Below are 26,837 nucleotides of genomic sequence, written 5' to 3' on the forward strand. Positions count from 1 at the left end.
GTGGCAGCCGGCCTGCCGGCGATTGCGGTGGTTCAGCCACGTCGATGTCGCCTGACGCTCCGCCATCGCCAGCAGGCTGGCTCCCACAGGGGATGGGGTGGGGCTATTGCACGGCCTGCTGACTCTTGAGCGTCTGCTCCAGCGCCTGCACGCAGCGTTCTTCGGCGGTGTCGAGTTCCAGCTTCATCTGTTCGATGTCCAGCAGTTGCTGTTCGAGCTGCGCGCGGCGTTCGCTGATTTTCGCCAGCATGCTGTTGAGCTGTTTGGTGTTGCCGCTGGACGGGTCGTAGAGCTCGATCAGTTCGCGGCATTCGGCCAGGGAGAAACCGATGCGCTTGCCGCGCAGGATCAGCTTCAGGCTGACCTTGTCGCGCGGTGAGTAGATGCGTTCCTGGCCTCGGCGCTCGGGGCTGAGCAGGCCTTGCTCTTCATAGAAGCGGATCGCCCGGGTGGTGATGTCCAGCTCGCGGGCGAGGTCGGAGATGCTGTAGGTCTGGCTGCTCATGGAAGCGCTCGAAAAGGGGTACTTGGCGCTAAGCTAATGGCAGGTTGACGTTTACGTCAAGGGGCGGCGGATTCGGTGTCTGTGCCGGCCCCATCGCCAGCAGGCTGACTCCTACAGCCATGTGCGCAACACAGGCCCATGTGGGAGCCAGCCTGCTGGCGATGAACGATGACGCGCAGAAAAGCCCTACACGCTGTCCAGCTTCTTCTCCTGCGCCGTCACCTGCTGGCACAGCTCGATCATCTGTTCGCGCATCCAGCGGTTGGCCGGATCCTGGTCGGTGCTTTCGTGCCAGTACAGGTGGGTCTCCACCGGCGGCACATCGTTGACCGGCAGGTTGAACGTCAGCAGGTCATGGCGGCGGGCGAAGCGTTCCGGGACGGTCATGACCATGTCGGTCTGCTGCAGCACCTGGGACGCCATCAGGTAATGCTGGGAACGCAGGGCGATCTTGCGCTGGATGCCCATCTTGCCCAGCGCCAGGTCCACATAGCCCAGCCCGTTGCGTCGGCTGGAGATGTGGATGTGGGTCAGCCCCAGGTAGTCGTCGAGGGTGACCTTTTCCTTGCCCGCCAGCGGATGGCCCTTGCGCATGGCGCACACGTAACGGTCTTCCATCAGCTTGACGTGGCGCACCTGCGGGTCGGTGTTGAGCGGGGCGTCGACGGCGAAGTCCAGGCGTCCGGCCGCCAGTTCCTTGGTGGTTTCCCGGCGTTTGGACAGGAAGCTTTCGATGACCACCGTCGGCGCCAGGCGCCGCAGGCGCTGGAACAGCGGCGGCAGGATCACGGCTTCCGTGAGGTCGGTCATGCTGATGCGGTACGTCTTGACGGCCTGGGCCGGGTTGAAGATCCGGCTTTCCTGCACCGACACCCGCAGCAGCGAGAGCGCGTTGCGCACCGGGCCGATGATGTTCTGCGCCATGGGCGTGGGCACCATGCCCTGGGCGGTGCGCACGAAGAGCGGGTCGTTGAAGGTCTCGCGCAGGCGGGCCAGGGCGTTGGACACCGCCGGCTGAGTGATGCCGACGATCTGCCCGGCGCGGGTCAGGTTCGCTTCGGTGTAGATCGCGTCGAAGACGATGAAAAGGTTGAGGTCGACCTTGCTCAGATTCATTGCGCGGCTTCTCTTGTTTTGTAGGCGGCCCGGAAAATCAACCGATCATATATCGGTGATGAATGTTTATACATGCCGAGAATAGGCTAGGTAAATTATCAGCGCTGTTCTAGCATCGATTGCATGATCTGAACAACCTCTCACCAAAAGGTAGTGCCCATGGATTTCGCTTATTCGCCCAAGGTTCAGGAACTGCGTGAGCGCGTGACCGCGTTCATGGACACTTACGTTTACCCCGCCGAGGCCGTGTTTGAGCGCCAGGTGGCCGAAGGCGACCGCTGGCAGCCGACGGCGATCATGGAAGAGCTCAAGGCCAAGGCCCGGGCCGAAGGCCTGTGGAACCTGTTCCTGCCGGAATCGGAGCTGGGCGCCGGCCTGACCAACCTCGAATACGCGCCGCTGGCGGAGATCATGGGCCGCTCGCTGCTGGGCCCCGAGCCGTTCAACTGCTCGGCGCCGGACACCGGCAACATGGAAGTGCTGGTGCGCTACGCCAACGAAGAGCAGAAGCAGCGCTGGCTCGAACCGCTGCTGCGCGGCGAGATCCGCTCGGCGTTCGCCATGACCGAACCGGACGTCGCGTCCTCCGACGCCACCAACATGGCCGCCCGGGCTGTGCGCGACGGCGACGAGTGGGTGATCAACGGCAAGAAATGGTGGACCTCCGGCGCCTGCGATCCGCGCTGCAAGATCCTGATCTTCATGGGCCTGAGCAACCCGGACGCGCCGCGTCACGCCCAGCACTCGATGATTCTGGTGCCGGTGGACACCCCCGGTGTGAAGATCGTCCGTCCGCTGCCGGTGTTCGGCTACGACGACGCGCCCCACGGCCACGCCGAAGTGCTGTTCGACAACGTGCGGGTGCCTTACGAAAACGTGCTGCTGGGCGAGGGGCGCGGCTTCGAGATCGCCCAGGGTCGCCTCGGCCCGGGCCGGATCCACCACTGCATGCGTTCGATCGGCATGGCCGAACGGGCACTGGAACTGATGTGCAAGCGCTCGGTGAGCCGCACCGCGTTCGGCAAGCCGTTGGCGCGCCTGGGCGGCAACGTCGACAAGATCGCCGACTCGCGCATGGAGATCGACATGGCGCGCCTGCTGACGCTGAAGGCGGCGTACATGATGGACACCGTCGGCAACAAGGTGGCCAAGAGCGAGATCGCGCAGATCAAGGTCGTGGCGCCGAACGTCGCGTTGCGGGTGATCGACCGGGCGATCCAGATCCATGGCGGGGCCGGGGTGTCGAACGACTTCCCGCTGGCCTACATGTACGCGATGCAACGCACCCTGCGCCTGGCCGACGGCCCGGACGAAGTGCACCGCGCGGCCATCGGCAAGTTCGAGATCGGCAAGTACGTGCCCAAGGAAATGCTGCGTAGCGAGCGCTGAGCCGGCGCTTTGTTGTGGCGAGGGAGCACACTCCCTCGCCCGACGCTCAGTAGACCCACACCTCCACCCGCCGATTCTTGATCCGCCCCTCGTCGGCGTTGTTGGCCGCCACCGGCATCAGCGCGCCGAACCCCCGCACCTCGCGCAGCGTCACTCCGTTTTTCACCAACTCGCGCCGCACCGCCATCGCCCGCAGCTTCGACAGCAGGTCGGCCCTTGCCGGATCGTCCTTGGCGTCGCCGAAGCCCACCAGGGTCACCGCCCGGTCGGTCTTGCCGTGGCGTTGCAGGTAATCGAGCACCCGGGCCAGGTCTTGGCGGGCCTTGTTGTCCAGGCTGGCGCTGCCTTCTTCGAAACGGAAGTTCACCGTCAGGCGCTGGGCGTGGCGGCTGAGGGATTGATACCCCTCGGGCATCAACGCGTTCGGGGAGACGGCGATGGGATGGATGGTCTGGGCGATGAACCCGTTGGCCGCCACGATCGCCTGGCCTTGAGGGCTTTGCGCGAACGCCGCCAACGCCATGGCCCAAGGGTTCCGGCTGGCGGGCGGCAAATAGAAGAACAGGCGCCGGGACAGCGGGTAGTCCTCGGTGGCGATCAGCCCCGGCAACGGTGGCATGGCCTGGGACTGGCCATCGATGATCGCCACCGCTTTGGCCTGGCGGATGTAAGGCAGGCCGATGAAGCCGATGGCCTGCGGGTCGGCGCTCACCGCGTCGGACAACTGCTCGCTGGACTCGAAACGCTTGGCTGCGCTGCTCAAGGTCTTGCCGCGTCCGCTGAGCACCAGTTCCTTGAAGGTGTCCCAGGTGCCGGACTGATCATCCCGCGCATACAGGTGGATCGGCCCGCCGCTGGCGCCGACGGCTTCCCAGGTCTTCGCCTCGCCGCTGAAGATCCGGGCCAGCTGTTCGGTGTCCAGTTGCCGCACGGGGTTGTCGGGGTGAAGGATGATCGCCAGGCCGTCGATGGCGATCACCTGTTCGGCGGCGGGGCTCTTCAGGTCGCCGAGGGCTTGCAGGGCAGCCAGTTCGCTGTCCTTGACCGGGCGCGACGACGCTGCGAGGTCGGCACCGGCGTTCTTGAGCGCGGTGAAGCCGGTGCTGGAGCCATGGGCGGCGATCTCCACCACCACGCGCTGGCCTTGGGCGGTCTGGCCGACGATGCGTTGTTCGTTGGCGGTGTCCGGGTCTTCGTGGTGGATCTTGAGCAGGCCTTGCTCTTGCAGCAGCCCTTCGACCAGCGCAGGCCCCAGCGCCGCGCCGATGGTGTTGGAACCCTGGATGCGCAGCGCCGGGCCGTGTTCCGGGATCGGCAAGCCGTCGGCGCAGGCCATCGCTGGCAGCCAGGCGCCCAGCACAAGGGTCAACAGAACACGCAGGGTCATGCCGGCACCGTTTGCGGCCAAGGGGATTGCCGGGGAGATTAAGTCAGAAGGGTTTCGGAAAAATGACAGCGGCCCCACAGGATCTGCGGTCACCGCAAAACCTGTGGGAGCGAGCCTGCTCGCGATGAGGCCGTTTCAGTCACCGTTGCGGCGACGGGGTGGACGCTATCGCCGCCCGGAGCAGGCCCGCTCCCACAGGTGGGGATCAGCTCAGCTCAAGCCAGATCGGCGCATGGTCCGACGGCTTTTCCATGCCGCGCAGCTCATAATCCACGCCCGCGGCCTTCACCCGCGGCAGCAAGGCCTGGGAGGTGAGGATCAGGTCGATGCGCAGCCCGCGCTTGGGCTCGTCCTCGAACCCGCGGCTGCGGTAGTCGAACCAGCTGAAGGTGTCGGCCACGTCCGGGTTCAGGTGCCGGAAGCTGTCGGTCAGGCCCCAGTTCTTCAGGCGCGCCATCCACTCGCGCTCCTCGGGCAGGAAGCTGCATTTGCCGGTCTTCAGCCAGCGTTTCATGTTGTCCGGGCCGATGCCGATGTCGCAGTCTTCCGGGGAAATGTTCACGTCGCCCATCACCACCAGCGCCTGATCGTTCTTGAACTGGCTTTCCAGCAACTGTTGCAGGTCGCTGTAGAAGCGCTGCTTGGCCGGGAACTTGGTCGGGTGGTCGCGGCTTTCGCCCTGGGGGAAGTAGCCGTTCATGATGGTGACCTGTGTGCCGTCGGCATCGGCGAAGGTGCCCCAGATGAAGCGGCGCTGGGCGTCTTCTTCATCGGTGGCGAAGCCTTTATGCACGGCGATGGGCGCCTGGCGCGAGAGCAGGGCGACGCCGTAGTGGCCTTTCTGGCCGTGGAAATGCACGTGGTAGCCCAGGGCGCGGATCTCTTCCAGCGGGAACTGGTCGTCGTGCACCTTGGTTTCCTGCAGGCCGATGACATCCGGCTGATGTTTCTCGATCAGCGCCGTCAACTGATGCGGACGGGCGCGCAGTCCGTTGATGTTGAAGGAAACAATCTTCATGGTCGGCAGTCCTGGCAAAAGGGCGATGCTAGCTGACATGTGGGATGGGGGCCAGTGTGGGGTAGGGGGATTCGCGGTGTTCTGTCAGATGTGCGTTGTCCTGACGTGGTCTATACCTTTTGGGAACTGCGCCGCCACCGGCAGGTTCGTACCAACAAGAGCGCCGCCGCAGCCGCGCCACCGGGGAGAATCACCGCCATGCCTGAGACCTCGACCGCCATCGCCGACATCCACATGCTCGACCGCGGCTATTCCCGCGAGGCGCGATCGCTGCTGTACCAGGCCTACCGTCATGAGCCGACGTTCGCCTACCTGTTCGAGGCCGAGCGCCCGGGCTACGAGCAGCGGGTGCGGGCCACGGTGCGCGAACTGGTCAAGCAGCATTTCGCCCAGGAGCTGCCGGCCATCGGCCTGCTGGTCAACGACCGCCTGATCGGCATCGCCCTGATCGCGCCGCCGCAGCGGCGGCTGGGCGTCACCGAGAGCTGGGCCTGGCGCCTGCGCATGGTGCTGAGCACCGGTCTGCGCTGCACCCGGCGCTACCTGGAATACCACGCCGCCGTGGCGGCCTGCGTACCCGGCGAGGCGGTGCATGTGCTGCCGCTGCTGGGCATTCACCCGCAGTTCCAGGGCAAGCATTTCGGCGAGCAGTTGCTGCAGGCGGTGCACAACTGGTGCGCGGTGGACGAGCACTCCCGCGGCGTGGTGCTCGACAGCGGCAACCCGCGCTATCTGGCGTTCTACCAGCGCCAGGGCTATGAAGAAATCGGTGAGGTGGCGGTCGGGCCGGTGCGCGAGCATGTGTTTTTCCATGCCAATCCGCAGGTGTTACATACTGCAACGGCTTGAGGGGCGAACTTTCCGCGCACCCCAAGGCTCTATCACGCTCCCGAGCTCGTGATAGCATCCGCGCCTATGAAGTTTCCAGGAAGATTTACCGGTGGCGTGCTCCTGCTGTTAACCAGCTGCGCGGCGCTGGCGCAAAGTGAATTGGATGTGCGGGTCAAACCGTCCAACGATGAACTCAAGGCCAATATAGAAGGCTATATCGGCAGCCTCGGCGACCGCGACGAAGAAGCCTTGCTGCGCTTCAGCCGCGGTGCCGAAGAGCAGGCGCGCAAGGCCGCCCAGGCCTTGGGCTACTACCAGCCGCAGATCGACAGCGAAGTGAAGGGCGGCGACAAGCCGCGCCTGGTGCTCAAGGTCGATCCGGGCGAGCCGGTGCGCCTGCGCAACGTCACCGTGCGCATCGACGGCCCGGCCGCGTCGCTCAAGGTGTTCCGCGTACCGAAAAGCGACGCGCTCAAGCCCGGTTCGGTGCTCAACCATGGCCGCTACGAAGACGCCAAGCGGCTGATCCAGAACCAGGCCTCGCGCTACGGTTTCTTCAGTGGCCGCTTCACTCGTCAGAAGCTGTCGGTCGATCCCCGCGCCGGCGTCGCCGACATCGAACTGATCTACGACAGCGGCCCGCGCTATGCGCTGGGCCCGGTCAAGTTCGAAGGCGACACGCCGTTCGACGAAGACCTGCTGCAACGCATGGTGCCGTTCAAGGCCGGCGAACCGTACGATTCGGAGCTGATCGCCGAACTCAACCGGGCCCTGCAATCGAGCGGCTACTTCGAAGGCGTGCGCGTCGATGCCGCGCCGACGGCGGCCAAGAACGACGTGATCCCGGTGGACGTCAAGCTCGACACCCGCAAGCCGCGCACCATGGGGCTGGGCCTGGGCTACTCCACCGACGTCGGCCCGCGGGTCAAGGCCAACTGGACGCGCCATTGGGTCAACCCCCAGGGCGATAGCTACGGCTGGGAGGCCGAACTGTCGGCGCCCCGGCAGAACGTCGGGCTGTTCTACGACATCCCGCTGGACCCGCCCTTGACCGACAAGCTGCGCTGGGCCGGCGGTTACCAATACGAAGACATCGACGGCTCCGACACCCTGAGCAAGCTGCTCACCTTCGGCCCGGAGTGGCACAGCAAGCTGCCCAGCGGCTGGCAGCGGGTGATCTCGCTGAAATGGCAGCGCGAGGAATACCAGCTCGGCGATGACTCCGGCCTCAGCAACCTGCTGATGCCCGGCATCAGCTATGCGTACCTCAAGAGCGACAACCGCATCGACCCGCACAACGGCTATCGCCTGGCGTTCGAAAGCAAGGTGGCGAAGGAAGGGCTGGGCTCGGACAACAACCTGTTGTACGGCACGGCGCTGGTCAAGGGCCTGACCACGGTGTTCGACAAGCACCGTTTCCTCGGGCGGGTGCAGGTCGGCGGCAGCGCCACCAACGGCTACACGTCGGTGCCGCCGTCGCTGCGGTTCTTCGCCGGCGGCGACCAGAGCGTGCGCGGCTACGACTACCAGAGCCTGTCCCCGGAAAACGCCAAGGGCGACCGCATCGGCGGCCGCTACATGGTGGCCGGCAGCGTCGAGTACCAATACTCGATCGCCGAAAAGTGGCGGGTGGCGACCTTCGTCGATCAAGGCAACTCTTTCAACAAGCTCGAACTGCCGAACCTCAAGACCGGGGTCGGCATCGGGGTGCGCTGGGTGTCGCCGGTGGGGCCGATCCGCCTCGACCTGGCCCACGCGCTGGACGACGGCGGCATCCGGCTGCACTTTTCGATGGGGCCTGAGCTGTGAAGCGTGCTGTGAAGATTTCGTTGCTGGCGCCCGGGGCGCTGGCGCTTTTGCTGGTGTCGGGCGCCGGGCTGGTGCTCGGCACCGAGACCGGCAGCCGTTGGGCGTTGGGCCTGGTGCCGGGCCTGAGCGTGGACAATTTCCAGGGCCGGCTCGGCGGGCAGTGGAGCGCCGATCACCTGCTGTGGCAACAGGACGGCAACCGGGTCGAGCTGGACCGGCCGGTGTTCGAGTGGTCGCCGCTGTGCCTGGCCCGCATGACCCTGTGCATCGAACAGCTCAAGGCCGGACAGGTGCGCCTGCACTTTGCGCCGGGCACGGAAACCACCGAGAGCGGCCCGGTCAAGCTGCCGAACCTGCAACTGCCCGTGGCCATCGAGCTGGGCGACGTGCAGGTCGACAGCCTGTTGCTGGACGGCAATGAACAGCTCAAGGACTTGCGCTTGGCCGCGCACTGGACGGCCAAGGGCATGCAGATCGACAACGTGCAGTTGCAGCGCGACGACCTGAGCCTGAAGCTGGCCGGCCTGCTGCAACCGACCGGCGACTGGCCGCTGACCGTCGAAGGCCAGCTGACGCTGCCGGCGCCGGGCACCGAACCGTGGACGCTGGCGCTGAAGGTCGACGGCGACCTGCTGAAAACCCTCAATCTGCACGCCGACAGCCACGGCTACCTCGACGGCCAGTTGAGCGGCGAACTGCAGCCGCTGGCGGAACACCTGCCCGCCAAGGTGCGCATCACCAGCGACGCCTTCAAGCCGAGCGCCGATCTGCCGGACACCCTGCAATTCAACCAATTGCTGCTGACCGGCGAAGGCGACCTGAAAAACGGCTACCGCCTGCAAGGCAACGCCACGCTGCCCGCCGAGCAAGGCCCGGTGGCGCTGGTGCTGCAAGGCCAGGTGGATGCCAGCGGCGCGCAGATCGCCGGCCTCGACCTGAACGCCAACGACAAGCAAAGCCTCAAACTCACCGGTCATATCGACTGGAGCAAGGGCTTGAGCGCCCAGGCCAACATCGACTGGCGGGACTTCCCGTGGCATCGGCTCTACCCGGAGATCGACGAGCCGCAAGTCGCCTTGCGCACCTTCACCGGCGAAGTCTCCTACACCGACGGCCAGTACCTCGGCAATTTCGCCGCCGCCCTGGACGGCCCGGCGGGGGCGTTCAGCCTGAGCAGCCCGTTCAGCGGCAACCTCAAGCAAGTCTTTCTGCCGCAACTCAAGCTGGAGGCCGGGCAGGGCAAGGCCGAGGGCCATGTGAACGTGCAGTTCGCCGACGGCATTGCCTGGGACACCGCGCTGGAACTGTCGGCCCTCAACCCGGCGTACTGGTTGGCGGAACTGCCGGGCACCCTGGCCGGGCCGCTGAAAAGCAAAGGCGAGATGAAAGGCGAACGCCTGAGCCTCAACGCCGACCTCGACCTCAAGGGCAAGCTGCGCGGCCAGCCGGCGGTGCTGCAAGCCAAGGCCGACGGCGCCGGCGAGCAATGGAACCTCAACGCCCTGCAGATCCGCCTCGGCGACAACAGCATCAGCGGCAAGGGCAGCCTGCAGCAGAAGTTCACCGGGCAGATCGACATCAAGCTGCAACGCCTGGCCCAGCTCTGGCCGCAACTGCGCGGGCAGGTCAACGGCCGGGTCGATGTGGCCGGCACGCTCAAGGCGCCGCAGGGCAAGCTGGATCTGCAAGGCTCGCAACTGGCGTTCCAGGACAACCGCCTGCAAAGCCTCAACCTCGACGCCACCCTCGACGGCGCGCAGCGCGCGAAGATCGACCTCAAGGGCAGCGGCATTCAGGCCGGCGACACCTCGCTGGGCACGCTGACCGTCAGCGGCCAGGGCGACATCCGGCAGCAGAAGCTCAACCTCGACCTGCTCGGGCCGAAGCTCAAACTGGCCCTGGGCCTGGACGGCAATCTGGACAAGGGCAACTGGCGCGGGCGCCTGGCCAGCGGCGACATCCAGGCCGGCGGCCAGGACTGGAAGCTGCAAGGGCCGGCGAAGCTCGAACGCCTGGCCGACGGCAAAATCAACTTCGGCGCCCATTGCTGGATCTCCGGCAACGCCAGCCTGTGCGGCGAAGACCAGCGTCTGATGCCCGACCCGAAACTGCGCTACCACCTCAAGCAATTCCCGATCGAAAGCCTGGCCGCCTGGCTGCCCAAGGATTTCGCCTGGCAGGGCCGGCTCAACGCCGACCTGCAACTGGACCTGCCGGCCAGCGGCCCCAACGGCCTGATCAGCGTCGACGCCAGCGGCGGCACCTTGCGCGTGCGTGAAAAGGACCAATGGCTGGACTTCCCGTACCAGACCTTGCGCCTGTCCAGCAAACTCACGCCCAAGCGGATCGACACCGACCTCAACTTCGTCGGCGGCAAACTGGGCGAACTGATGGTGCAGGCCCAGCTCAACCCGCTGCCGAAGAATAAACCCTTGAGCGGTTCGTTCCGCCTGACCGGGCTGGACCTGTCGGTGGCGCGGCCGTTCGTGCCGATGGTCGAGAAACTCACCGGGCGCCTGAACGGCAGCGGCACGGTGTCCGGCGGCCTGCTGGCGCCGCAGGTCAACGGCACCGTGCAGTTGAGCGACGGCGAAGTCTCGGGGCCGGAGCTGCCGATGGAGTTGCAGGCCCTGCAGCTGCAAGCGGTGATCGCCGGGGAAAGCGTGCAACTGAACGGCGGCTGGAAAAGCGGCAAGGCCGGGCAGGGCAGCCTGAACGGCAATGTCGCCTGGGGCCAGGCGCTGGCGGTCGACCTGGCGCTCAAGGGCACGCAGTTGCCGGTCACGGTCGAACCTTACGCCAAACTGGAAGTGGCGCCGGACCTGAAGATTTCCATGGCCGGCGACGAACTGGCCATCGCCGGCAAGGTGATGGTGCCCAAGGGCGAGATCACCGTGCGCGAATTACCGCCATCGACCGTGAAAGTCTCCGATGACACAGTCATCGTCGGCCAACAGACCGAAGAGGGCAAAACGCCGCTGGCCATGAAGATGGACATCGACGTGATCGTCGGCCAGGACAAGCTGAGCTTCGCCGGGTTCGGCCTCACCGCCAACCTGCAAGGCCAGGTGCACATCGGCGACAACCTCGACACCCGCGGCGAACTGTGGCTCAACGACGGCCGCTACCGCGCCTACGGCCAGCGCCTCAACGTGCGCCGGGCGCGGCTGCTGTTCGCAGGCCCCATCGACCAGCCGTACCTGGACATCGAAGCGATCCGCCAGACCGACAACGTCATCGCCGGCATCCGCTTGAGCGGCAGCGCCGAACAGCCGACCACGCAGATCTTCTCGGAGCCGGCGATGAGCCAGGAGCAGGCACTGTCCTATCTGGTGCTGGGCCGTCCGCTGAGCAGCAACGGCGAGGACAACAACATGCTCGCCCAGGCCGCGCTGGGGCTGGGGCTGATGGGCAGCTCCGGGGTCACTAGCGGGCTGGCCAAGAACCTGGGGATCCAGGATTTCCAGCTCGACACCCAGGGCAGCGGCAACACCACCAGCGTGGTGGCCAGCGGCAACATTTCCGAGAAGCTCAGCCTGCGCTACGGCGTGGGGGTGTTCGAGCCGGCCAACACCATTGCCTTGCGCTACAAACTGAGCAAGAAGGTTTACCTCGAAGCCGCCAGCGGCGTGGCCAGTTCGCTGGACATCTTCTACAAGCGGGATTTCTAGGCCGCTCACTCCGAAACCGAGTCGTTCCCATCGCGGGCAAGCCCGCTCCCACAGGTTCCTGGGTCGTATACACAATTAGTGCACGACGCCGAACCCTGTGAGAGCGGGCTTGCCCGCGATGGCGTCCGCCTGTGTGCAACCAAAGACCCAGTCCGGCAGTCAACTAATAACAAAGCAACCTAACGATTGCGTTGACATTCGCTGCCTAAGCAGTAATATCTCGTCACACATTCACTGCCTAGGCAGTCATTAGGTGCGCAAATGAAGCATTTCACCCCCGACGAATTCAAGAACTGCCATCTGGGCCTGCTGCTGGGCCGTGCCGCGTTGCTCAAGGACCGGATCATCGACACCCACATGGAGCCCCACGGCATCACCGCCGCGCAGTTCAAGGTGCTGATCATCGTGGCCCAGTACGGCGTCGATACACCGGCCGAGCTGTGCCGGCACCTGTCGCTGGACAGCGGTTCGATGACCCGCATGCTCGACCGTCTGGAGCAGAAAGGCTTCCTGATCCGCCAGCGCAGCGAAGACGATCGCCGTCAGGTGCGGCTGAAGCTGACGGAGCAGGGCCAGCAACTGGCCGACCGCCTGCCGCAGATCGGCGCCGACGCCATGAACGAACTGGCCGGGGCGATCACGCCCGACGAGCTGGTGACCCTGCAACACATCCTCAAGAAAATTCTGCTGGCCGCCGGGGACTCGATCACCGTGCTGCGCCTGGGTGAGCACAATGAGCGGTAAGACCTTGCGCAGCGGCGTGACGCTGCTGCTGTCGGCGATGATCCTCGCCGGCTGCGCCAATTACAGCGGCCTCGAAACCGAAGGCGTGCGGCTCGACGCCAAAAGCCTGAAGGCAGGACAGTCGCTCGACGGCGTGACCCTGTCGCCCGCCGCCTGGCCGAAAAGCGACTGGTGGACCGGCCTCGGCGATCCCCAGCTCGACGGCCTGATCCGCGAAGCCCTGCGCGACAGCCCGGACATGCAGATCGCCGAAGCCCGCGCCCACCAGGCCAACGCCGCCGCGTCCGCCGCCGATGCCGAACGCTACCCGACCCTCGACGCCAGCGCCGGCATCAGCCGTTCGCGCCTGGCCCGCGACCAGGATCCGCGGGGGCAGGGCGGGGCGTACTCCACCGTGCGCAACCTCAGCGCCGGCTTCAACTACAACTTCGACCTGTGGGGCGGCCAGCGTGACGCGTGGGAAGCGGCCCTGGGCCAGGCCCGCGCCGCCGAAGTCGACCGCCAGGCCGCGCAACTGACCTTGGCCGCCGACGTGGCCCGGGCCTACAGCGACCTCGGTCAGGCGCACATCGTCCACGACCTGGCCAGCGAAGACCTCAAGCGCACCCGGCAGATGCTCGACCTGAGCGAGCGGCGCCTGCGTTCCGGCATCGACAGCCAATACCAGCTGCAACAGACCCAAAGCCTGGAGGCCAGCTCCGAAGCCAGCCTGGTCGACGCGGAAAAACGCCTGAACAGCGCCAAGATCGCCCTGGCCGTGCTGCTCGGCAAAGGCCCGGACCGCGGCAACGAAATCGCCCGGCCGAACGTCCTCAAGGCCAGCGCCGTGGCGCTGCCGTCGGTGCTGCCGGCCGAACTGCTCGGCCGTCGCCCGGACCTGGTGGCCGCACGCTGGCGCGTGGAGGCCGCGAGCAAGGACATCGCCTCGGCCAAGACCCGCTTCTACCCCAACCTGAACCTGACGGCCGCCGCCGGCGCCGAGTCCTTGCTGGGCGACGCGATGTTCGGTTCCGCCAGCCGCTTCTTCAACATCGCGCCGACCCTGTCCGTGCCGATCTTCGACGGCGGACGCTTGCGGGCCAACCTCGACGCCAAGGACGCCGACTACGACCTGGCGGTGGCGCAGTACAACAAAAGCCTGGTGAAAGCATTGGGCGATGTCAGCGACAGCCTCAACCAGTTGCGTGACATCGGCCGGCAGATCGGCGCCCAGCAGCATGCGACCGAGATCGCCCAGGAGTCCTACAACACCGTCGTCCAGCGTTACGGTTCCGGCATCGGCAACTACCTGGACGTGCTCAGCATCGAGCAGCAACTGCTGCAGGCCCAGCGACAGCTGGCCAGCCTCAACGCCGAGCAGATCGACCTGTCGATTCAACTGATGCAAGCGCTGGGCGGCGGCTTCCAGGGTGACACCCTGAGCGCAGCCAACGCCGTTCCAGCCACGCCGCACAACTAATTCAAGGTACTTGCCATGGCCACTGCGCAAAACACTCAAGCTCAAGACAACGCTCAAGACACCGGCAACCCGCGCAAGCGCAAGGCGATGCTGGCGGGGCTGGCCGTTGCGGTCGCCGTCGCCTGCGCCGGCGTCTGGGGCTATCACCAGTTCTACGGCCGCTTCAGCGAAAGCACCGACGACGCCTACGTCAACGGCAACGTGGTCGAGATCACGCCGTTGGTGACCGGTACCGTGGTCAGCATCGGAGCCGACGACGGCGACCTGGTGCAAGAAGGCCAGGTGCTGGTGAACTTCGACCCGAACGACGCCGAAGTCGGCCTGCAGAGCGCCCAGGCCAAACTGGCCCGCACCGTGCGCCAGGTGCGCGGCCTGTACAGCAACGTCGACGGCATGAAAGCCCAGGTCAACGCCCAGCAGGCCGAAGTGCAGAAGGCCCAGGACAACTTCAACCGCCGCAAGAACCTCGCCGCCGGCGGGGCGATTTCCCAGGAAGAGCTGTCCCACGCCCGTGACGACCTGACCTCGGCGCAGAACGCCCTGGCCAACGCCAAGCAGCAACTCAAGACCACCAGTGCGCTGGTCGATGACACCGTGGTGTCGTCGCACCCGGACGTGATGGCCGCCGCCGCCGAACTGCGTCAGGCCTACCTGAACAACGCGCGCAGCACGCTGATCGCGCCGGTCACCGGTTATGTCGCCAAGCGCACCGTGCAGCTGGGCCAACGCGTGCAGCCGGGCACCGCGCTGATGGCGGTGATCCCGCTGAACCAACTGTGGATCGACGCCAACTTCAAGGAAACCCAGTTGCGCGACATGCGCATGGGCCAGCCGGTGGAGATCGAGTCGGACATCTACGGCAGCGACGTGAAGTACAGCGGCACCGTGGACAGCCTCGGCGCCGGCACCGGCAGCGCGTTCGCCCTGCTGCCGGCGCAGAACGCCACCGGCAACTGGATCAAGATCGTCCAGCGCGTGCCGGTGCGCATCCACATCAACGCCGAAGAGCTGGCCAAGCATCCGCTGCGCGTGGGTCTGTCGACCAACGTCGAGGTCAACCTGCACGACCAGAGCGGTCCGGTGCTGGCCCAGCAGCCGCCGCAGAAGGCGTCGTTCACCACCAGCGTGTATGACCGTCAGCTGTCCGAGGCCGACGCGATGATCACCCAGTTGATCCACGACAACAGCGCCGCCGTCAGCAAGACCGCGCAACGCTGACACCCTCCCTGTGGGAGCGGGCTTGCCCGCGAAGGCGACCATCCCGGCAACGCAGATGCCGGCAAGAGCGTCGCCCTCGCGCGCCCGCTTGCTCCTACAAACAGGCTCCAAGGATCCGCAATGAGCAATAACGCCTCTTTTGCGCCGCCCAGCCTGGTGCTCAGCACCATCGGCCTGTCGCTGGCGACCTTCATGCAAGTGCTCGACACCACCATCGCCAACGTGGCGCTGCCGACCATCTCCGGCAACCTCGGCGTGAGTTCGGAGCAGGGCACCTGGGTGATCACCTCGTTTGCCGTGAGCAACGCCATCGCGCTGCCGCTCACCGGCTGGCTGAGCCGGCGCTTCGGCGAGGTGAAGCTGTTCCTGTGGGCGACCATGCTGTTCGTGCTGGCCTCGTTCCTGTGCGGCATTTCCACGTCGATGCCGGAACTGATCGGCTTTCGCGTCCTGCAAGGGCTGGTGGCCGGTCCCCTGTACCCGATGACCCAGACCCTGCTGATCGCGGTCTACCCGCCGGCCAGGCGCGGCATGGCCCTGGCGTTGCTGGCGATGGTCACGGTGGTGGCGCCGATCGCCGGCCCCATCCTCGGCGGCTGGATCACCGACAGCTACAGCTGGCCGTGGATCTTCTTCATCAACGTGCCCATCGGGATCTTCGCGGTGATGGTGGTGCGCCAGCAACTGGCCAAGCGGCCGGTGGTCACCAGCCGTCAGCCGATGGATTACGTGGGGCTGATCTCATTGATCATCGGCGTCGGCGCGTTGCAGGTGATCCTCGACAAGGGCAATGACCTGGACTGGTTCGAGTCGAGCTTCATCATCATCGGCGCGGCGATCTCGGTGGTGGCGCTGGCGGTGTTCGTGATCTGGGAAATGACCGACCGGCACCCGGTGGTCAACCTGCGCCTGTTCTCGCACCGCAACTTTCGCATCGGCACGCTGGTGCTGGTGTTGGGCTACGCCGGGTTCTTCGGCATCAACCTGATCCTGCCGCAATGGCTGCAGACCCAGATGGGCTACACCGCCACCTGGGCCGGGCTGGCGGTGGCGCCGATCGGGATCTTGCCGGTGGTGCTGTCGCCGTTCGTCGGCAAGTACGCGCACAAGTTCGACCTGCGCCTGCTGGCGGGGCTGGCGTTCCTGGCGATCGGCCTGAGCTGCTTCATGCGCGCCGAGTTCACCAACGAGGTGGACTTCCAGCACGTCGCCCTCGTGCAGCTGTTCATGGGCATCGGCGTGGCGCTGTTCTTCATGCCGACCCTGAGCATCCTGATGTCCGACCTGCCGCCGCACCAGATCGCCGACGGCGCCGGGCTGGCGACGTTCCTGCGTACCCTGGGCGGCAGCTTCGCGGCCTCGCTGACCACCTGGATCTGGATCCGCCGCGCCGACCAGCACCATGCCTACATGAGCGAAAGCATCAGCACCTACGAGCCGGCCACCCGGGAGGCGCTGAACAACCTGGGCGGGGCGGGCAACCCGGCGTATGCGCAACTGGACCATGTGCTGACCGGCCAGGCCTACATGCTTTCCACCGTGGACTATTTCACGCTGCTGGGGTGGGGGTTCATGGCGCTGATCCTGATCGTGTGGCTGGCCAAGCCGCCGTTTTCCGCCAAGGCGGGGCCGGAGGCCAGCGGCCACTGAGGTGTGCGCTTTGGCGTCCTTGCGGACGCTATCGCCAGCCTGCTGGCGATGACGCCGGTTCAGGCGCCGCAGGATTAAGGCGCGGGAGAAGGCAACGCCGGCGGCGGAGCGAAATCGAACGGCGCCAGCGCAAAGCCGTTGTCGTCCACCTGCAATGCCCAGCCCTGGCGGTCCCAGTCCCCCAGCACGATCCGCTTGGCCGCCTGGTCGCCCAGTTGCAGCTTGTGGATGGCCGGCCGGTGGGTGTGGCCGTGGATCAGGGTCTTCACCCCGTGTTCCTGCATGATCCGCGGGATTTCCTCGGGCGTGACGTCGACGATGTCATTGGCCTTCATCCGCGTCTGCGCACGGCTTTCGCTGCGCAGCTTGCGCGCCAGCTTGTGCCGCGTGCCCAAGGGCAGGTGGCGCAGGATGAACAGGGTGACGGGGTTGCGCAGGTAGCGGCGCAGCTTCATGTAGGCTTCGTCGCGGGTGCACAGGCTGTCGCCGTGCATCAGCAGGACGGGTTCGCCGTTGAGTTGCACGACACTCGGATCCTTCAGCAGCGTGCAGCCGGCCTCTTTGCAGAAGGCCTGGCCGAGCAGGAAGTCGCGGTTGCCGTGCATCAGAAAGATTGCGGTGCCGCTGTCGCTCAGTTCGCGCAGGGCCCGGCAGATGGAACGCTGGAACGGAGTCATGGCATCGTCGCCGATCCACGCCTCGAAAAAGTCGCCCAGGATGTACAGCGCACTCGCCGAGCGGGCGCGTCCGGCGAGCAAATCCAGAAACGCCCGGGTGATGTCCGGGCGCTCCTCTTCCAGATGCAAGTCTGAAATCAGCAATATCACGCTTCGATGATCTCGGCTTTCTCGATGATCACGTCGTCTTTCGGCACGTCCTGGTGGCCGGCCTTGGAGGTGGTGGACACGCCTTCGATCTTGTCGACCACGTCGGTGCCTTCAACCACTTTGCCGAACACGGCGTAGCCCCAGCCCTGAACGGTCTTGCCGGTGTGGTTCAGGAAGCTGTTGTCGGAGGCGTTGATGAAGAACTGCGCCGAAGCCGAATGCGGCTCCATGGTGCGGGCCATGGCGATGGTGTACTTGTCGTTCTTCAGGCCGTTGTCGGCTTCGTTCTGGATGCTCGGGCTCTTGTCTTTCTTTTCCGACATGCCCGGCTCGAAACCGCCGCCCTGGATCATGAAGCCCTTGATGACGCGGTGGAACACGACGTTTTCGTAGTGACCTTTCTTAACGTATTCGATGAAGTTGGCCACGGTGATCGGGGCCTTTTCAGCGTTCAGTTCGATGACGATGTCACCGTGGTTGGTGGTCAGTTTGACTTGAGTCATGGTCATTACTCTTTATAAGGAATTCGTGGTCTTGGAGCCTCAGGCCCCGCCACCGGTTCAGCCGGTTTCGGCCAAGGTGCGCAGTTTAGCGTGACGGGCGCGAATTTCGAGGCTGTTTTTCACCGGTCCGCGATTAAATGCGTTCCTTTTGTGGGGCCTGCTCTGTCAGCCCCTTGACGGCATCGGCTATGATAGCGGCTTTGTTTTGTCTGGCCCCCTCACGGCGGCCGCGCACATGTACGTCAAGGATCCTATGAGCAAGCCCACCGTCGACCCGACCTCGAACGCCAAGACCGGCCCAGCCGTGCCGGTCAATTTCCTGCGCCCGATCATCCAGGCGGATCTGGACTCGGGCAAGCACACGCAGATCGTCACCCGTTTCCCGCCTGAGCCCAACGGCTACCTGCACATCGGCCACGCCAAGTCGATCTGCGTGAACTTCGGCCTGGCCCAGGAGTTCGGCGGCGTCACCCACCTGCGTTTCGACGACACCAACCCGGCCAAGGAAGACCAGGAATACATCGACGCCATCGAAAGCGACGTCAAATGGCTGGGCTTCGAATGGGCCGGCGAAGTGCGCTACGCCTCGCAGTACTTCGACCAGCTGCACGACTGGGCCGTCGAGCTGATCAAGGCCGGCAAGGCCTACGTCTGCGACCTGACGCCCGACCAGGCCAAGGAATACCGCGGCAGCCTGACCGAGGCCGGCAAGGACAGCCCGTTCCGCGACCGTTCGGTGGAAGAGAACCTGGACTGGTTCGCCCGCATGCGCGCCGGCGAGTTCCCGGACGGCGCCCGCGTGCTGCGCGCCAAGATCGACATGGCCTCGCCGAACATGAACCTGCGCGACCCGATCCTGTACCGCATCCGCCACGCCCATCACCACCAGACGGGCGACAAGTGGTGCATCTACCCCAACTACGACTTCACCCACGGTCAGTCGGACGCCATCGAAGGCATCACCCACTCGATCTGCACCCTGGAGTTCGAAGGCCACCGTCCGCTGTACGACTGGTTCCTCGACAACCTGTCGGTGCCGGCGCACCCGCGCCAGTACGAGTTCAGTCGCCTGAACCTGAACTACACCATCACCAGCAAGCGCAAGCTCAAGCAACTGGTCGACGAGAAGCACGTCAACGGCTGGGACGATCCGCGCATGTCCACGCTGTCGGGCTTCCGCCGCCGTGGCTACACGCCGAAATCGATCCGCAACTTCTGCGAAATGATCGGCACCAACCGTTCCGACGGCGTGGTGGACTTCGGCATGCTTGAGTTCAGCATCCGCGACGACCTCGACCAGAGCGCGCCGCGCGCCATGTGCGTGCTGCGTCCGCTGAAGGTGGTCATCACCAATTACCCGGAAAGCCAGGTCGAGAACCTCGAACTGCCGTGCCACCCGAAAGAGGACATGGGCGTACGCGTCCTGCCGTTCGCCCGGGAAATCTACATCGACCGCGACGACTTCATGGAAGAGCCGCCCAAGGGCTACAAGCGCCTGGAGCCGGCCGGCGAAGTGCGCCTGCGCGGCAGCTACGTGATCCGTGCGGACGAGGCCATCAAGGACGCCGACGGCAACATCGTCGAGCTGCGCTGCTCGTACGACCCGGACACCCTGGGCAAGAACCCTGAAGGCCGCAAGGTCAAGGGCGTGATCCACTGGGTGCCGGCGGCCGCCAGCGTCGAGTGCGAAGTGCGCCTGTACGATCGCCTGTTCCGTTCTCCGAACCCGGAGAAGGCCGAGGACGGCGCCAGCTTCCTGGACAACATCAACCCTGACTCCCTGCAGGTCCTCACCGGTTGTCGTGCCGAACCTTCGCTCGGCAACGCACAGCCGGAAGACCGTTTCCAGTTCGAGCGCGAAGGCTACTTCGTCGCAGACATCAAGGACTCGAAACCGGGCGCACCGGTATTCAACCGTACCGTGACCCTGCGCGACTCCTGGGGTCAGTGATTCAGTCAAGGAATTAACGTGCTTACGATCTACAACACGCTCACCAAGAGCAAAGAAGCCTTCAAGCCGCTGGACGGCAACAAGGTGCGCATGTACGTGTGCGGCATGACCGTGTACGACTTCTGCCACCTGGGCCACGGCCGCAGCATGGTCGCGTTCGACCTGGTGACCCGCTGGCTGCGGTTCAGCGGCTACGACCTGACCTATGTGCGCAACATCACCGACATCGACGACAAGATCATCAACCGGGCCAACGAGAACGGCGAGTCGTTCGAAGCGCTGACCGAGCGCATGATCGCGGCGATGCACGAGGACGAAGCGCGCCTGAACATCCTCAAGCCGGACATGGAACCGCGTGCCACCGACCACATCCCGGGCATGCACGCGATGATCCAGACCCTGATCGACAAGGGCTACGCCTACGCGCCGGGCAACGGCGACGTGTACTACCGCGTCGGCAAGTTCATGGGCTACGGCAAGCTGTCGCGCAAGAAGATCGAAGACCTGCGCATCGGCGCGCGGATCGAGGTCGACGAGGCCAAGCAGGATCCGCTGGACTTCGTGCTGTGGAAAGCGGCCAAGCCGGGCGAGCCGAGCTGGGAATCGCCGTGGGGCGCCGGGCGTCCGGGCTGGCACATCGAGTGCTCGGTGATGTCCACCTGCTGCCTGGGCGAGACCTTCGACATCCACGGCGGCGGCAGCGACCTGGAGTTCCCGCACCACGAGAACGAGATCGCCCAGAGCGAGGCGGCCACCGGCAAGACCTACGCCAACGCGTGGATGCACTGCGGCATGATCCGCATCAATGGCGAGAAGATGTCCAAGTCCTTGAACAACTTCTTCACCATCCGCGACGTGCTCGACAAGTACCACCCGGAAGTCGTGCGTTACTTGCTGGTGTCGAGCCACTACCGCAGCGCGATCAACTATTCGGAAGACAACCTCAAGGACGCCAAGGGCGCCCTGGAGCGTTTCTACCATGCGTTGAAAGGCCTGCCGGCCGTGGCGCCGGCCGGTGGCGAGGCGTTCGTCGAGCGTTTCACCACGGTGATGAACGACGACTTCGGCACGCCGGAAGCCTGTGCGGTGCTGTTCGAGATGGTGCGCGAGATCAACCGCCTGCGCGAAAGCGACATCGACGCGGCGGCCGGTCTGGCGGCGCGCCTGAAGGAACTGGCCAGCGTGCTGGGCGTGCTGCAGCTGGAGGCCGACGACTTCCTGCAGGCCGGCGCCGAAGGGCGTGTCGATGCGGCCGAGGTCGAAGCGCTGATCGCTGCACGCCTGGCGGCGCGGGCCGGCAAGGACTGGGCCGAATCCGACCGCATCCGCGACCAGCTCACCGCCATGGGCGTGGTGCTGGAAGACGGCAAGGGCGGCACGACCTGGCGTCTGGCTGACTGATTGCCGTTGCTTGCCGCAAAACAAAACCCGCCTTGTGCGGGTTTTGTTTTTTTGCTGCCTCAGGATCCTGAGGCGTCCGGGCTGACGCTATCGCTGGCAAGCCAGCTCCCACAGATTTCACAGGTGTTCATCAGTTTTGCGGACGACTCAATTCCCTGTGGGAGCTGGCTTGCCAGCGATCAGGCCCGCCCGTCTAGTGCGTCATTCAGCCTGGCGCAACCGCTTGTACAGGGTGTTGCGGCTGACCCCCAATCGCCGCGCCAAGTGGGAAATGTTCCCTCCGGCCGCCCGCAACTCCCGGTTCAGCGCTTCGGCATCGTTCAGGTCGATCCCCAACGGCGCCATCGTCTCCACCGGCTCCATCTCCAGATCGACAAAAAAATCATCCGGCAAGTGTTCGGGTCGCACCGGTTGATCTTCGGCCATGGCCAGCGCCACCTGCATCACGCTGCTGACCTGGCGCAGGTTGCCGGGCCACGGATGACGGCCAAACAATTCCAGCACCTCCTGGCTCAACCCCGCCCATTGCGTGGGTTCGCGATGCTGTTCCCATAACCGTTTGAACAGCGCCTCCTTATCGCTGCGCTCGCGCAAGGGCGGCAGTTCCAGCGTCAGGCCGCCGATGCGGTAATACAGGTCTTCGCGAAAGCGCCCCAGCTGCACCTGTTCGCGCAACGAGCGGTTGGTGGCGGAGATGATCCGCAAGTCCACCGGGAACAGCTCGCCGCTGCCCACCGGCTGCACGCAACGCTCCTGCAGCACCCGCAGCAGGCGGGCCTGCGTTGGCAGGGGCATGTCGCCGATCTCGTCGAGGAACAGCGTGCCTTTGTCGGCCTTGCGGATCAGGCCGATGCTGCCTTTCTGGTTGGCGCCGGTGAACGCGCCCTTTTCGTAGCCGAACAGTTCGGACTCCACCAGTTCGGCGGGGATCGCCGCGCAGTTGACGGCGATGAACGCCTGTTTGCTGCGGGAGCTGGCCTGGTGCAAGGCCTTGACGAAGACCTCCTTGCCGACGCCGGTCTCGCCGTGGATCAGCAGCGGAATGTCTTTCTCCAGCAGGCGTTCGGCCTGGCGCACGGCCTTTTCCACGCGGCTGTCGCCGAAGTGCAGGGTGCCCAGGCTGACGGCGGCGGGCGCAGCCGCCTTCGGTTCGGCGAACACCCGGGGCTGGACGAGCGCCTGTTTCGGCCGCCTCAGCAGGCACTGGAAGCGGTTGCGCCCTGCGGTCTGCAACGCGAACGGCAGGCCGTCGGGCTGGTTGATCAATTCCAGCAGCGACACCTGGAACAGGCTTTCGACGCTCACCCGCGACAGGCGCAGGCCCAGCAGGTTGTCGGCCCGGCGGTTGGCCGACAGCACCTGGCCGCTTTCGTCGAAGACCAAAAGCCCGGCCCACTGGCTGTCGAGGTTGTTCAACCCGGTGTTGAAGGTCAGCTCGAAGTGCTGGCCGCGGAACAGGTTGAGGATCAGCCGGTTCTCCACGGTCTGGCTCATCATCTTGACCATGCCCAGGGTGTGGGAGGGCGGCAGGTAGCTGTCGCTGGAGACATCCAGCACCGCGATCACCTTGCGTTCGGCGTCGAAGATCGGCGCGGCCGAACCGGTCATGAAGCGGTTGGCCTTGAGGAAATGCTCGTCGTGCTCGATGTGCACCGCCTGCTCGCAGGCCAGGGCCGTGCCGATGGCGTTGGTGCCGCTGGAGCGTTCCATCCAGCTGGCGCCGGCCTGGAAACCCCGGGCCAGGTTCGGCTCGATGAAGCGCTGGGTGCCCCAGGACGTCAGCACCTGGCCCTGGTTGTCGGCGAGCATGATCAGGCAGTTGGAGTTGCTCAGGATGTTCTCGTAGTAGGGCAGCACTTCCTGGTGGGTGGTCTGCACCAGCGAGTGGTGGCTGTCGAGCAGGCGGGCGATGCCGGCGGCGGGCAACTGGTCGAACGCCGGGACGCTCTGATGGCTCAGGCCGTAAGCGCGGCAGCGGGACCAGGAGGTCTGGACGATGGCGTCATGGGACAGCGGCGGGGCGGGTGCGGCCATGGCGGTCAGCCTCCGGATGCAGCGTTCTTATTGTTGTTATGGGGCCCACGGAACCGGGCGAAAGCCTCGGTAGAGTGTTGTTCACCTGTGTTCATTGTCAATCGCCGAGGTGTTCAAATGTGTTCAGCAATGAACAGGGTTTGTCGGCGCTTTCGGCGATTTTCGCGACAAATCAACGGCTTGGGATTTCTGGCACGAATGTCGCTCTGCTGCACACGCCACAGGACTCCAACAATAAAAAGGCCGAGCCATGTCACTCACCCTGGAGCATGTCAGCCGCACCGTCGAGGGCCAGACCTGGATCGACGATGCCTGCCTGACCTTCGAACCCGGATCCTTCAACGTTCTGCTGGGGCGCACGCTGTCCGGCAAGACCAGCCTGATGCGCCTGATGGCCGGGCTGGACAAGCCCGACAGCGGCCGCATCCTGATGAACGGCGTCGATGTCACCCAGCGCCCGGTGCGGTTGCGCAACGTGTCGATGGTCTATCAGCAGTTCATCAATTACCCGACCATGACGGTGTTCGAGAACATCGCCTCGCCGCTGCGCCAGGCCGGGATCGCCGACGACGTGATCCAGGGCAAGGTGCTGGAGACGGCGAAGATGCTGCGCATCGAGAAGTTCCTCAAGCGCCATCCGCTGGAACTGTCCGGCGGCCAGCAGCAGCGCACGGCCATGGCCCGGGCACTGGTCAAGGACGCCGAGCTGATCCTGTTCGACGAACCGCTGGTCAACCTCGACTACAAGCTGCGCGAGGAACTGCGCCAGGAAATGCGCGAGCTGTTCAAGGCCCGCCACACCATCGCCGTCTACGCCACCACCGAGCCCAACGAGGCGCTGGCCCTGGGCGGCACCACCACCATCCTTCACGAGGGCCGGGTGATCCAGAGCGGCGTCTCGACCGAGGTCTACCAGCAGCCCAAGACCGTGCTGGCCGCCGAGCTGTTCTCCGAGCCGCCGATCAACCTGATGCCGGGCCGGATCGCCGGCAACGAGGTGAGCTTCGCCAACTTCGTGCACTTCCCGCTGAACGTCGACCTGCGCCCGGTGGGCGAGGGCGAATTCCGCTTCGGCGTGCGTCCCAGCCACATCTCGCTGGTGCCGAGCAACGATGACGACCTGGAGCTGGCGGTCACCGTCGAAGTGGCGGAGATCAGCGGCTCGGAAACCTTCCTGCACGTGCGCAACGAGCATTTCCTGCTGGTGCTGCACCTGCCGGGCGTCCACGAGTACGACGTCGACGCGCCGATCCGCATCTACATCCCCACCCATAAACTGTTCGTGTTCGATGCGCAGGGCCGTCTGGTGCAGGCACCGGGCCGGCGCGTCGCGAGGGTCGCCTGATGGCCGAGATCCGCTTGCAGCACCTGGCCCACAGCTACACCCGCACCCCGGCGGGGCCTGAGGACTACGCGATCCGCGAGATGGATCACGTCTGGGAGCAGGGCGGCGCGTATGCCTTGCTCGGCCCGTCGGGCTGCGGCAAGTCCACCTTGCTCAACATCATTTCCGGCCTGCTCAGCCCGTCGCAGGGTCATGTGCTGTTCGACGGCAAAGCGGTCAACGACCTGTCGCCGGAGCAGCGCAACATCGCCCAGGTGTTCCAGTTCCCGGTGGTCTACGACACCATGACGGTGTTCGACAACCTGGCGTTCCCGCTGCGCAACCAAGGGCTGGCGGAGGCGAAGGTGCACAGCAAGGTGCAGGAGATCGCCGACGTCCTCGACCTGCAGAGCCTGCTGAACAAGAAGGCCCGCAACCTTACCGCCGACGAAAAGCAGAAAGTCTCCATGGGCCGCGGGCTGGTGCGCGACGATGTCTCGGCGATCCTGTTCGACGAGCCGCTGACGGTGATCGACCCGCACCTGAAATGGAAACTGCGGCGCAAGCTCAAGCAGATCCACGAGCAGTTCAACATCACCATGGTCTACGTCACCCACGATCAGCTGGAGGCCTCGACCTTCGCCGACAAGATCGCGGTGATGTACGGCGGCCAGATCGTCCAGTTCGGCACGCCGCGGGAACTGTTCGAGCGGCCGAGCCACACCTTCGTCGGCTACTTCATCGGCAGCCCGGGGATGAACCTGATCGAGGTGCAGCCGCAGCCCGGCGGGGTGGGGTTCGCCTCGACCCACCTGCCGTTGTCCGAGGCCCTGCAGCGCCACATCGAGCACGGCCAGTGGAAGAACCTCAAGGTCGGCATCCGCCCCGAGTTCGTCCATGTCTGGGACGAGCCGTTCGAGGACGCCCTGCAGGCCAAGGTCGTGCACGTCGAAGACCTCGGCACCTACAAGATCCTCACCCTCAACCTCGACGGCGTGCCGCTCAAGGTGCGCCTGGCCGAAGACAAGCCGGTGCCCCAGGGCATTGCGCACATCAGTTTTCCGGCCCAGTGGCTGATGGTCTATGCCGACGAGTTCCTGCTCGACACCACCGACGACAGCGAGGTGCTGCCATGAACAAGGTGCAGAACAACAAGGCCTGGTGGCTGGTGCTGCCGGTGTTCCTGCTGGTGGCGTTCAGCGCCGTGATCCCGATGATGACGGTGGTCAACTATTCGGTGCAGGACATCTTCGACCAGTCCAGCCGCTACTTCGTCGGCGCCGACTGGTACCGGCAGGTGCTGCTCGACCCGCGCCTGCACGACTCGCTGCTGCGCCAGTTCATCTATTCGGCCTGCGTGCTGGCGATCGAGATCCCGCTGGGCATCGCCATCGCCCTGACCATGCCGACCAAGGGCCGCTGGTCGTCGGTGGTGCTGATCGTGCTGGCGATCCCGCTGCTGATCCCGTGGAACGTGGTGGGCACCATCTGGCAGATCTTCGGCCGCGCCGACATCGGCCTGCTCGGGGCGGGCCTCAATGCCGTGGGCATCAGCTACAACTACGCGGCCAACACCATGGACGCCTGGGTCACGGTGCTGGTGATGGACGTGTGGCACTGGACGTCGCTGGTGGCGCTGCTGTGCTTCTCCGGCCTGCGGGCGATCCCCGACGTGTACTACCAGGCGGCGCGGATCGACCGGGCCTCGGCCTGGGCGGTGTTCCGCCACATTCAGTTGCCCAAGCTGAAAAGCGTGCTGCTGATCGCGGTGATGCTGCGCTTCATGGACAGTTTCATGATCTACACCGAGCCGTTCGTGCTCACCGGCGGCGGGCCGGGCAACGCCACCACGTTCCTGAGCCAGACGCTGACCCAGATGGCCGTCGGCCAATTCGATCTGGGGCCGGCGGCGGCGTTCTCGCTGGTGTACTTCCTGATCATCCTGCTGGTGTCCTGGCTGTTCTACACGGCCATGACCCACAACGACGCCAACCGCTGAG

The 26,837-nt window shown here is 65.2% G+C and carries 20 protein-coding genes; 13 read left to right on the forward strand and 7 right to left on the reverse strand.

The window, feature by feature from the left end:
* Positions 1-103 precede the first annotated feature (103 nt).
* Positions 104-505, reverse strand: a complete 402-nt coding sequence (locus CAG29_RS16575; RefSeq protein ID WP_085579717.1) for a MerR family DNA-binding transcriptional regulator — start codon at positions 503-505, stop codon at positions 104-106.
* Positions 506-691: 186 nt separating this feature from the next.
* A complete protein-coding gene (locus CAG29_RS16580; RefSeq protein WP_085579719.1) occupies positions 692-1,621 on the reverse strand; it encodes a LysR family transcriptional regulator in 930 nt (309 codons plus the stop codon).
* A 159-nt stretch (positions 1,622-1,780) separates the two neighbouring features.
* Here CAG29_RS16580 and CAG29_RS16585 point away from each other — a divergent pair, with 159 nt between their 5' ends.
* Positions 1,781-3,010: an acyl-CoA dehydrogenase gene (locus tag CAG29_RS16585; RefSeq protein ID WP_085630575.1), complete on the forward strand. Its 1,230-nt coding sequence runs from the start codon at positions 1,781-1,783 to the stop codon at positions 3,008-3,010.
* A 46-nt stretch (positions 3,011-3,056) separates the two neighbouring features.
* Here CAG29_RS16585 and CAG29_RS16590 read toward each other — a convergent pair whose 3' ends face one another.
* Complete coding sequence (locus CAG29_RS16590) at positions 3,057-4,397, reverse strand: substrate-binding domain-containing protein (protein WP_085694824.1); 1,341 nt, start codon at positions 4,395-4,397, stop codon at positions 3,057-3,059.
* Between the two features lie 205 nt (positions 4,398-4,602).
* Positions 4,603-5,415 (reverse strand): exodeoxyribonuclease III, encoded by an 813-nt coding sequence (xthA, locus tag CAG29_RS16595; protein ID WP_085579725.1) that lies wholly within the window; start codon positions 5,413-5,415, stop codon positions 4,603-4,605.
* A gap of 198 nt (positions 5,416-5,613) precedes the next feature.
* On the opposite strand from xthA, the gene CAG29_RS16600 reads away from it, so the two are divergent.
* From CAG29_RS16600 to CAG29_RS16630, 7 genes are all read left to right on the forward strand, one after another.
* Positions 5,614-6,264: an N-acetyltransferase gene (locus CAG29_RS16600; protein ID WP_085630571.1), complete on the forward strand. Its 651-nt coding sequence runs from the start codon at positions 5,614-5,616 to the stop codon at positions 6,262-6,264.
* 66 nt (positions 6,265-6,330) lie between these two features.
* On the forward strand, positions 6,331-8,055 hold the full coding sequence (locus CAG29_RS16605; protein ID WP_085694825.1) for an autotransporter assembly complex family protein: 1,725 nt from the start codon (positions 6,331-6,333) through the stop codon (positions 8,053-8,055).
* Entirely contained in the window at positions 8,052-11,726 is a 3,675-nt protein-coding gene (locus CAG29_RS16610; protein WP_085694826.1) for a translocation/assembly module TamB domain-containing protein, read from the forward strand. Before CAG29_RS16605 ends, CAG29_RS16610 begins: the two co-directional genes overlap by 4 nt.
* Before the next feature lie 261 nt (positions 11,727-11,987).
* Positions 11,988-12,470 (forward strand): MarR family winged helix-turn-helix transcriptional regulator, encoded by a 483-nt coding sequence (locus tag CAG29_RS16615; RefSeq protein WP_085579733.1) that lies wholly within the window; start codon positions 11,988-11,990, stop codon positions 12,468-12,470.
* The gene (locus CAG29_RS16620; RefSeq protein WP_085630567.1) at positions 12,460-13,929 is read left to right on the forward strand and encodes an efflux transporter outer membrane subunit; all 1,470 of its coding nucleotides are present in this window, start codon (positions 12,460-12,462) and stop codon (positions 13,927-13,929) included. The genes CAG29_RS16615 and CAG29_RS16620 overlap by 11 nt, the downstream gene beginning before the upstream one ends.
* A 15-nt stretch (positions 13,930-13,944) precedes the next feature.
* Complete coding sequence (locus CAG29_RS16625; RefSeq protein ID WP_085630565.1) at positions 13,945-15,147, forward strand: HlyD family efflux transporter periplasmic adaptor subunit; 1,203 nt, start codon at positions 13,945-13,947, stop codon at positions 15,145-15,147.
* Positions 15,148-15,267: 120 nt separating this feature from the next.
* Positions 15,268-16,797, forward strand: a complete 1,530-nt coding sequence (locus CAG29_RS16630) for a DHA2 family efflux MFS transporter permease subunit (RefSeq protein ID WP_085579739.1) — start codon at positions 15,268-15,270, stop codon at positions 16,795-16,797.
* A 74-nt stretch (positions 16,798-16,871) separates the two neighbouring features.
* Here the strand turns inward: CAG29_RS16630 and lpxH are convergent, their stop codons facing one another.
* Both lpxH and CAG29_RS16640 read right to left on the reverse strand, forming a co-directional pair.
* Positions 16,872-17,624 carry a UDP-2,3-diacylglucosamine diphosphatase gene (gene lpxH / locus CAG29_RS16635; RefSeq protein WP_085579741.1) on the reverse strand — a complete coding sequence of 251 codons (753 nt, stop codon included), beginning with the start codon at positions 17,622-17,624 and terminating at the stop codon, positions 16,872-16,874.
* Positions 17,621-18,127 carry a peptidylprolyl isomerase gene (locus CAG29_RS16640; RefSeq protein WP_085579743.1) on the reverse strand — a complete coding sequence of 169 codons (507 nt, stop codon included), beginning with the start codon at positions 18,125-18,127 and terminating at the stop codon, positions 17,621-17,623. Before CAG29_RS16640 ends, lpxH begins: the two co-directional genes overlap by 4 nt.
* A 253-nt stretch (positions 18,128-18,380) precedes the next feature.
* Between CAG29_RS16640 and CAG29_RS16645 the strand changes: the two genes are divergently transcribed.
* Both CAG29_RS16645 and cysS read left to right on the forward strand, forming a co-directional pair.
* Positions 18,381-20,078: a glutamine--tRNA ligase/YqeY domain fusion protein gene (locus CAG29_RS16645; RefSeq protein ID WP_085694827.1), complete on the forward strand. Its 1,698-nt coding sequence runs from the start codon at positions 18,381-18,383 to the stop codon at positions 20,076-20,078.
* A gap of 18 nt (positions 20,079-20,096) precedes the next feature.
* A complete protein-coding gene (gene cysS, locus CAG29_RS16650) occupies positions 20,097-21,479 on the forward strand; it encodes a cysteine--tRNA ligase (protein ID WP_085579747.1) in 1,383 nt (460 codons plus the stop codon).
* 201 nt (positions 21,480-21,680) lie between these two features.
* On the opposite strand, the gene CAG29_RS16655 is transcribed toward cysS, so the two are convergent.
* Positions 21,681-23,513, reverse strand: a complete 1,833-nt coding sequence (locus CAG29_RS16655) for a sigma-54-dependent Fis family transcriptional regulator (protein ID WP_085694828.1) — start codon at positions 23,511-23,513, stop codon at positions 21,681-21,683.
* Positions 23,514-23,763: 250 nt separating this feature from the next.
* Here CAG29_RS16655 and CAG29_RS16660 point away from each other — a divergent pair, with 250 nt between their 5' ends.
* Genes CAG29_RS16660 through CAG29_RS16670 form a run of 3 tightly spaced genes read left to right on the forward strand, consistent with a single transcriptional unit; the run spans position 23,764 to position 26,836 of the window.
* Positions 23,764-24,858 (forward strand): ABC transporter ATP-binding protein, encoded by a 1,095-nt coding sequence (locus tag CAG29_RS16660; protein ID WP_085630558.1) that lies wholly within the window; start codon positions 23,764-23,766, stop codon positions 24,856-24,858.
* Positions 24,858-25,973, forward strand: a complete 1,116-nt coding sequence (locus tag CAG29_RS16665; RefSeq protein WP_085579753.1) for an ABC transporter ATP-binding protein — start codon at positions 24,858-24,860, stop codon at positions 25,971-25,973. The genes CAG29_RS16660 and CAG29_RS16665 overlap by 1 nt, the downstream gene beginning before the upstream one ends.
* Positions 25,970-26,836 (forward strand): carbohydrate ABC transporter permease, encoded by an 867-nt coding sequence (locus CAG29_RS16670; RefSeq protein ID WP_085656379.1) that lies wholly within the window; start codon positions 25,970-25,972, stop codon positions 26,834-26,836. The genes CAG29_RS16665 and CAG29_RS16670 overlap by 4 nt, the downstream gene beginning before the upstream one ends.
* The last annotated feature ends 1 nt before the right edge of the window (position 26,837 follow it).

Source organism: Pseudomonas sp. B7(2017) (assembly GCF_002112745.1).
Taxonomy (GTDB): Bacteria; Pseudomonadota; Gammaproteobacteria; order Pseudomonadales; family Pseudomonadaceae; genus Aquipseudomonas; species Aquipseudomonas ekonensis.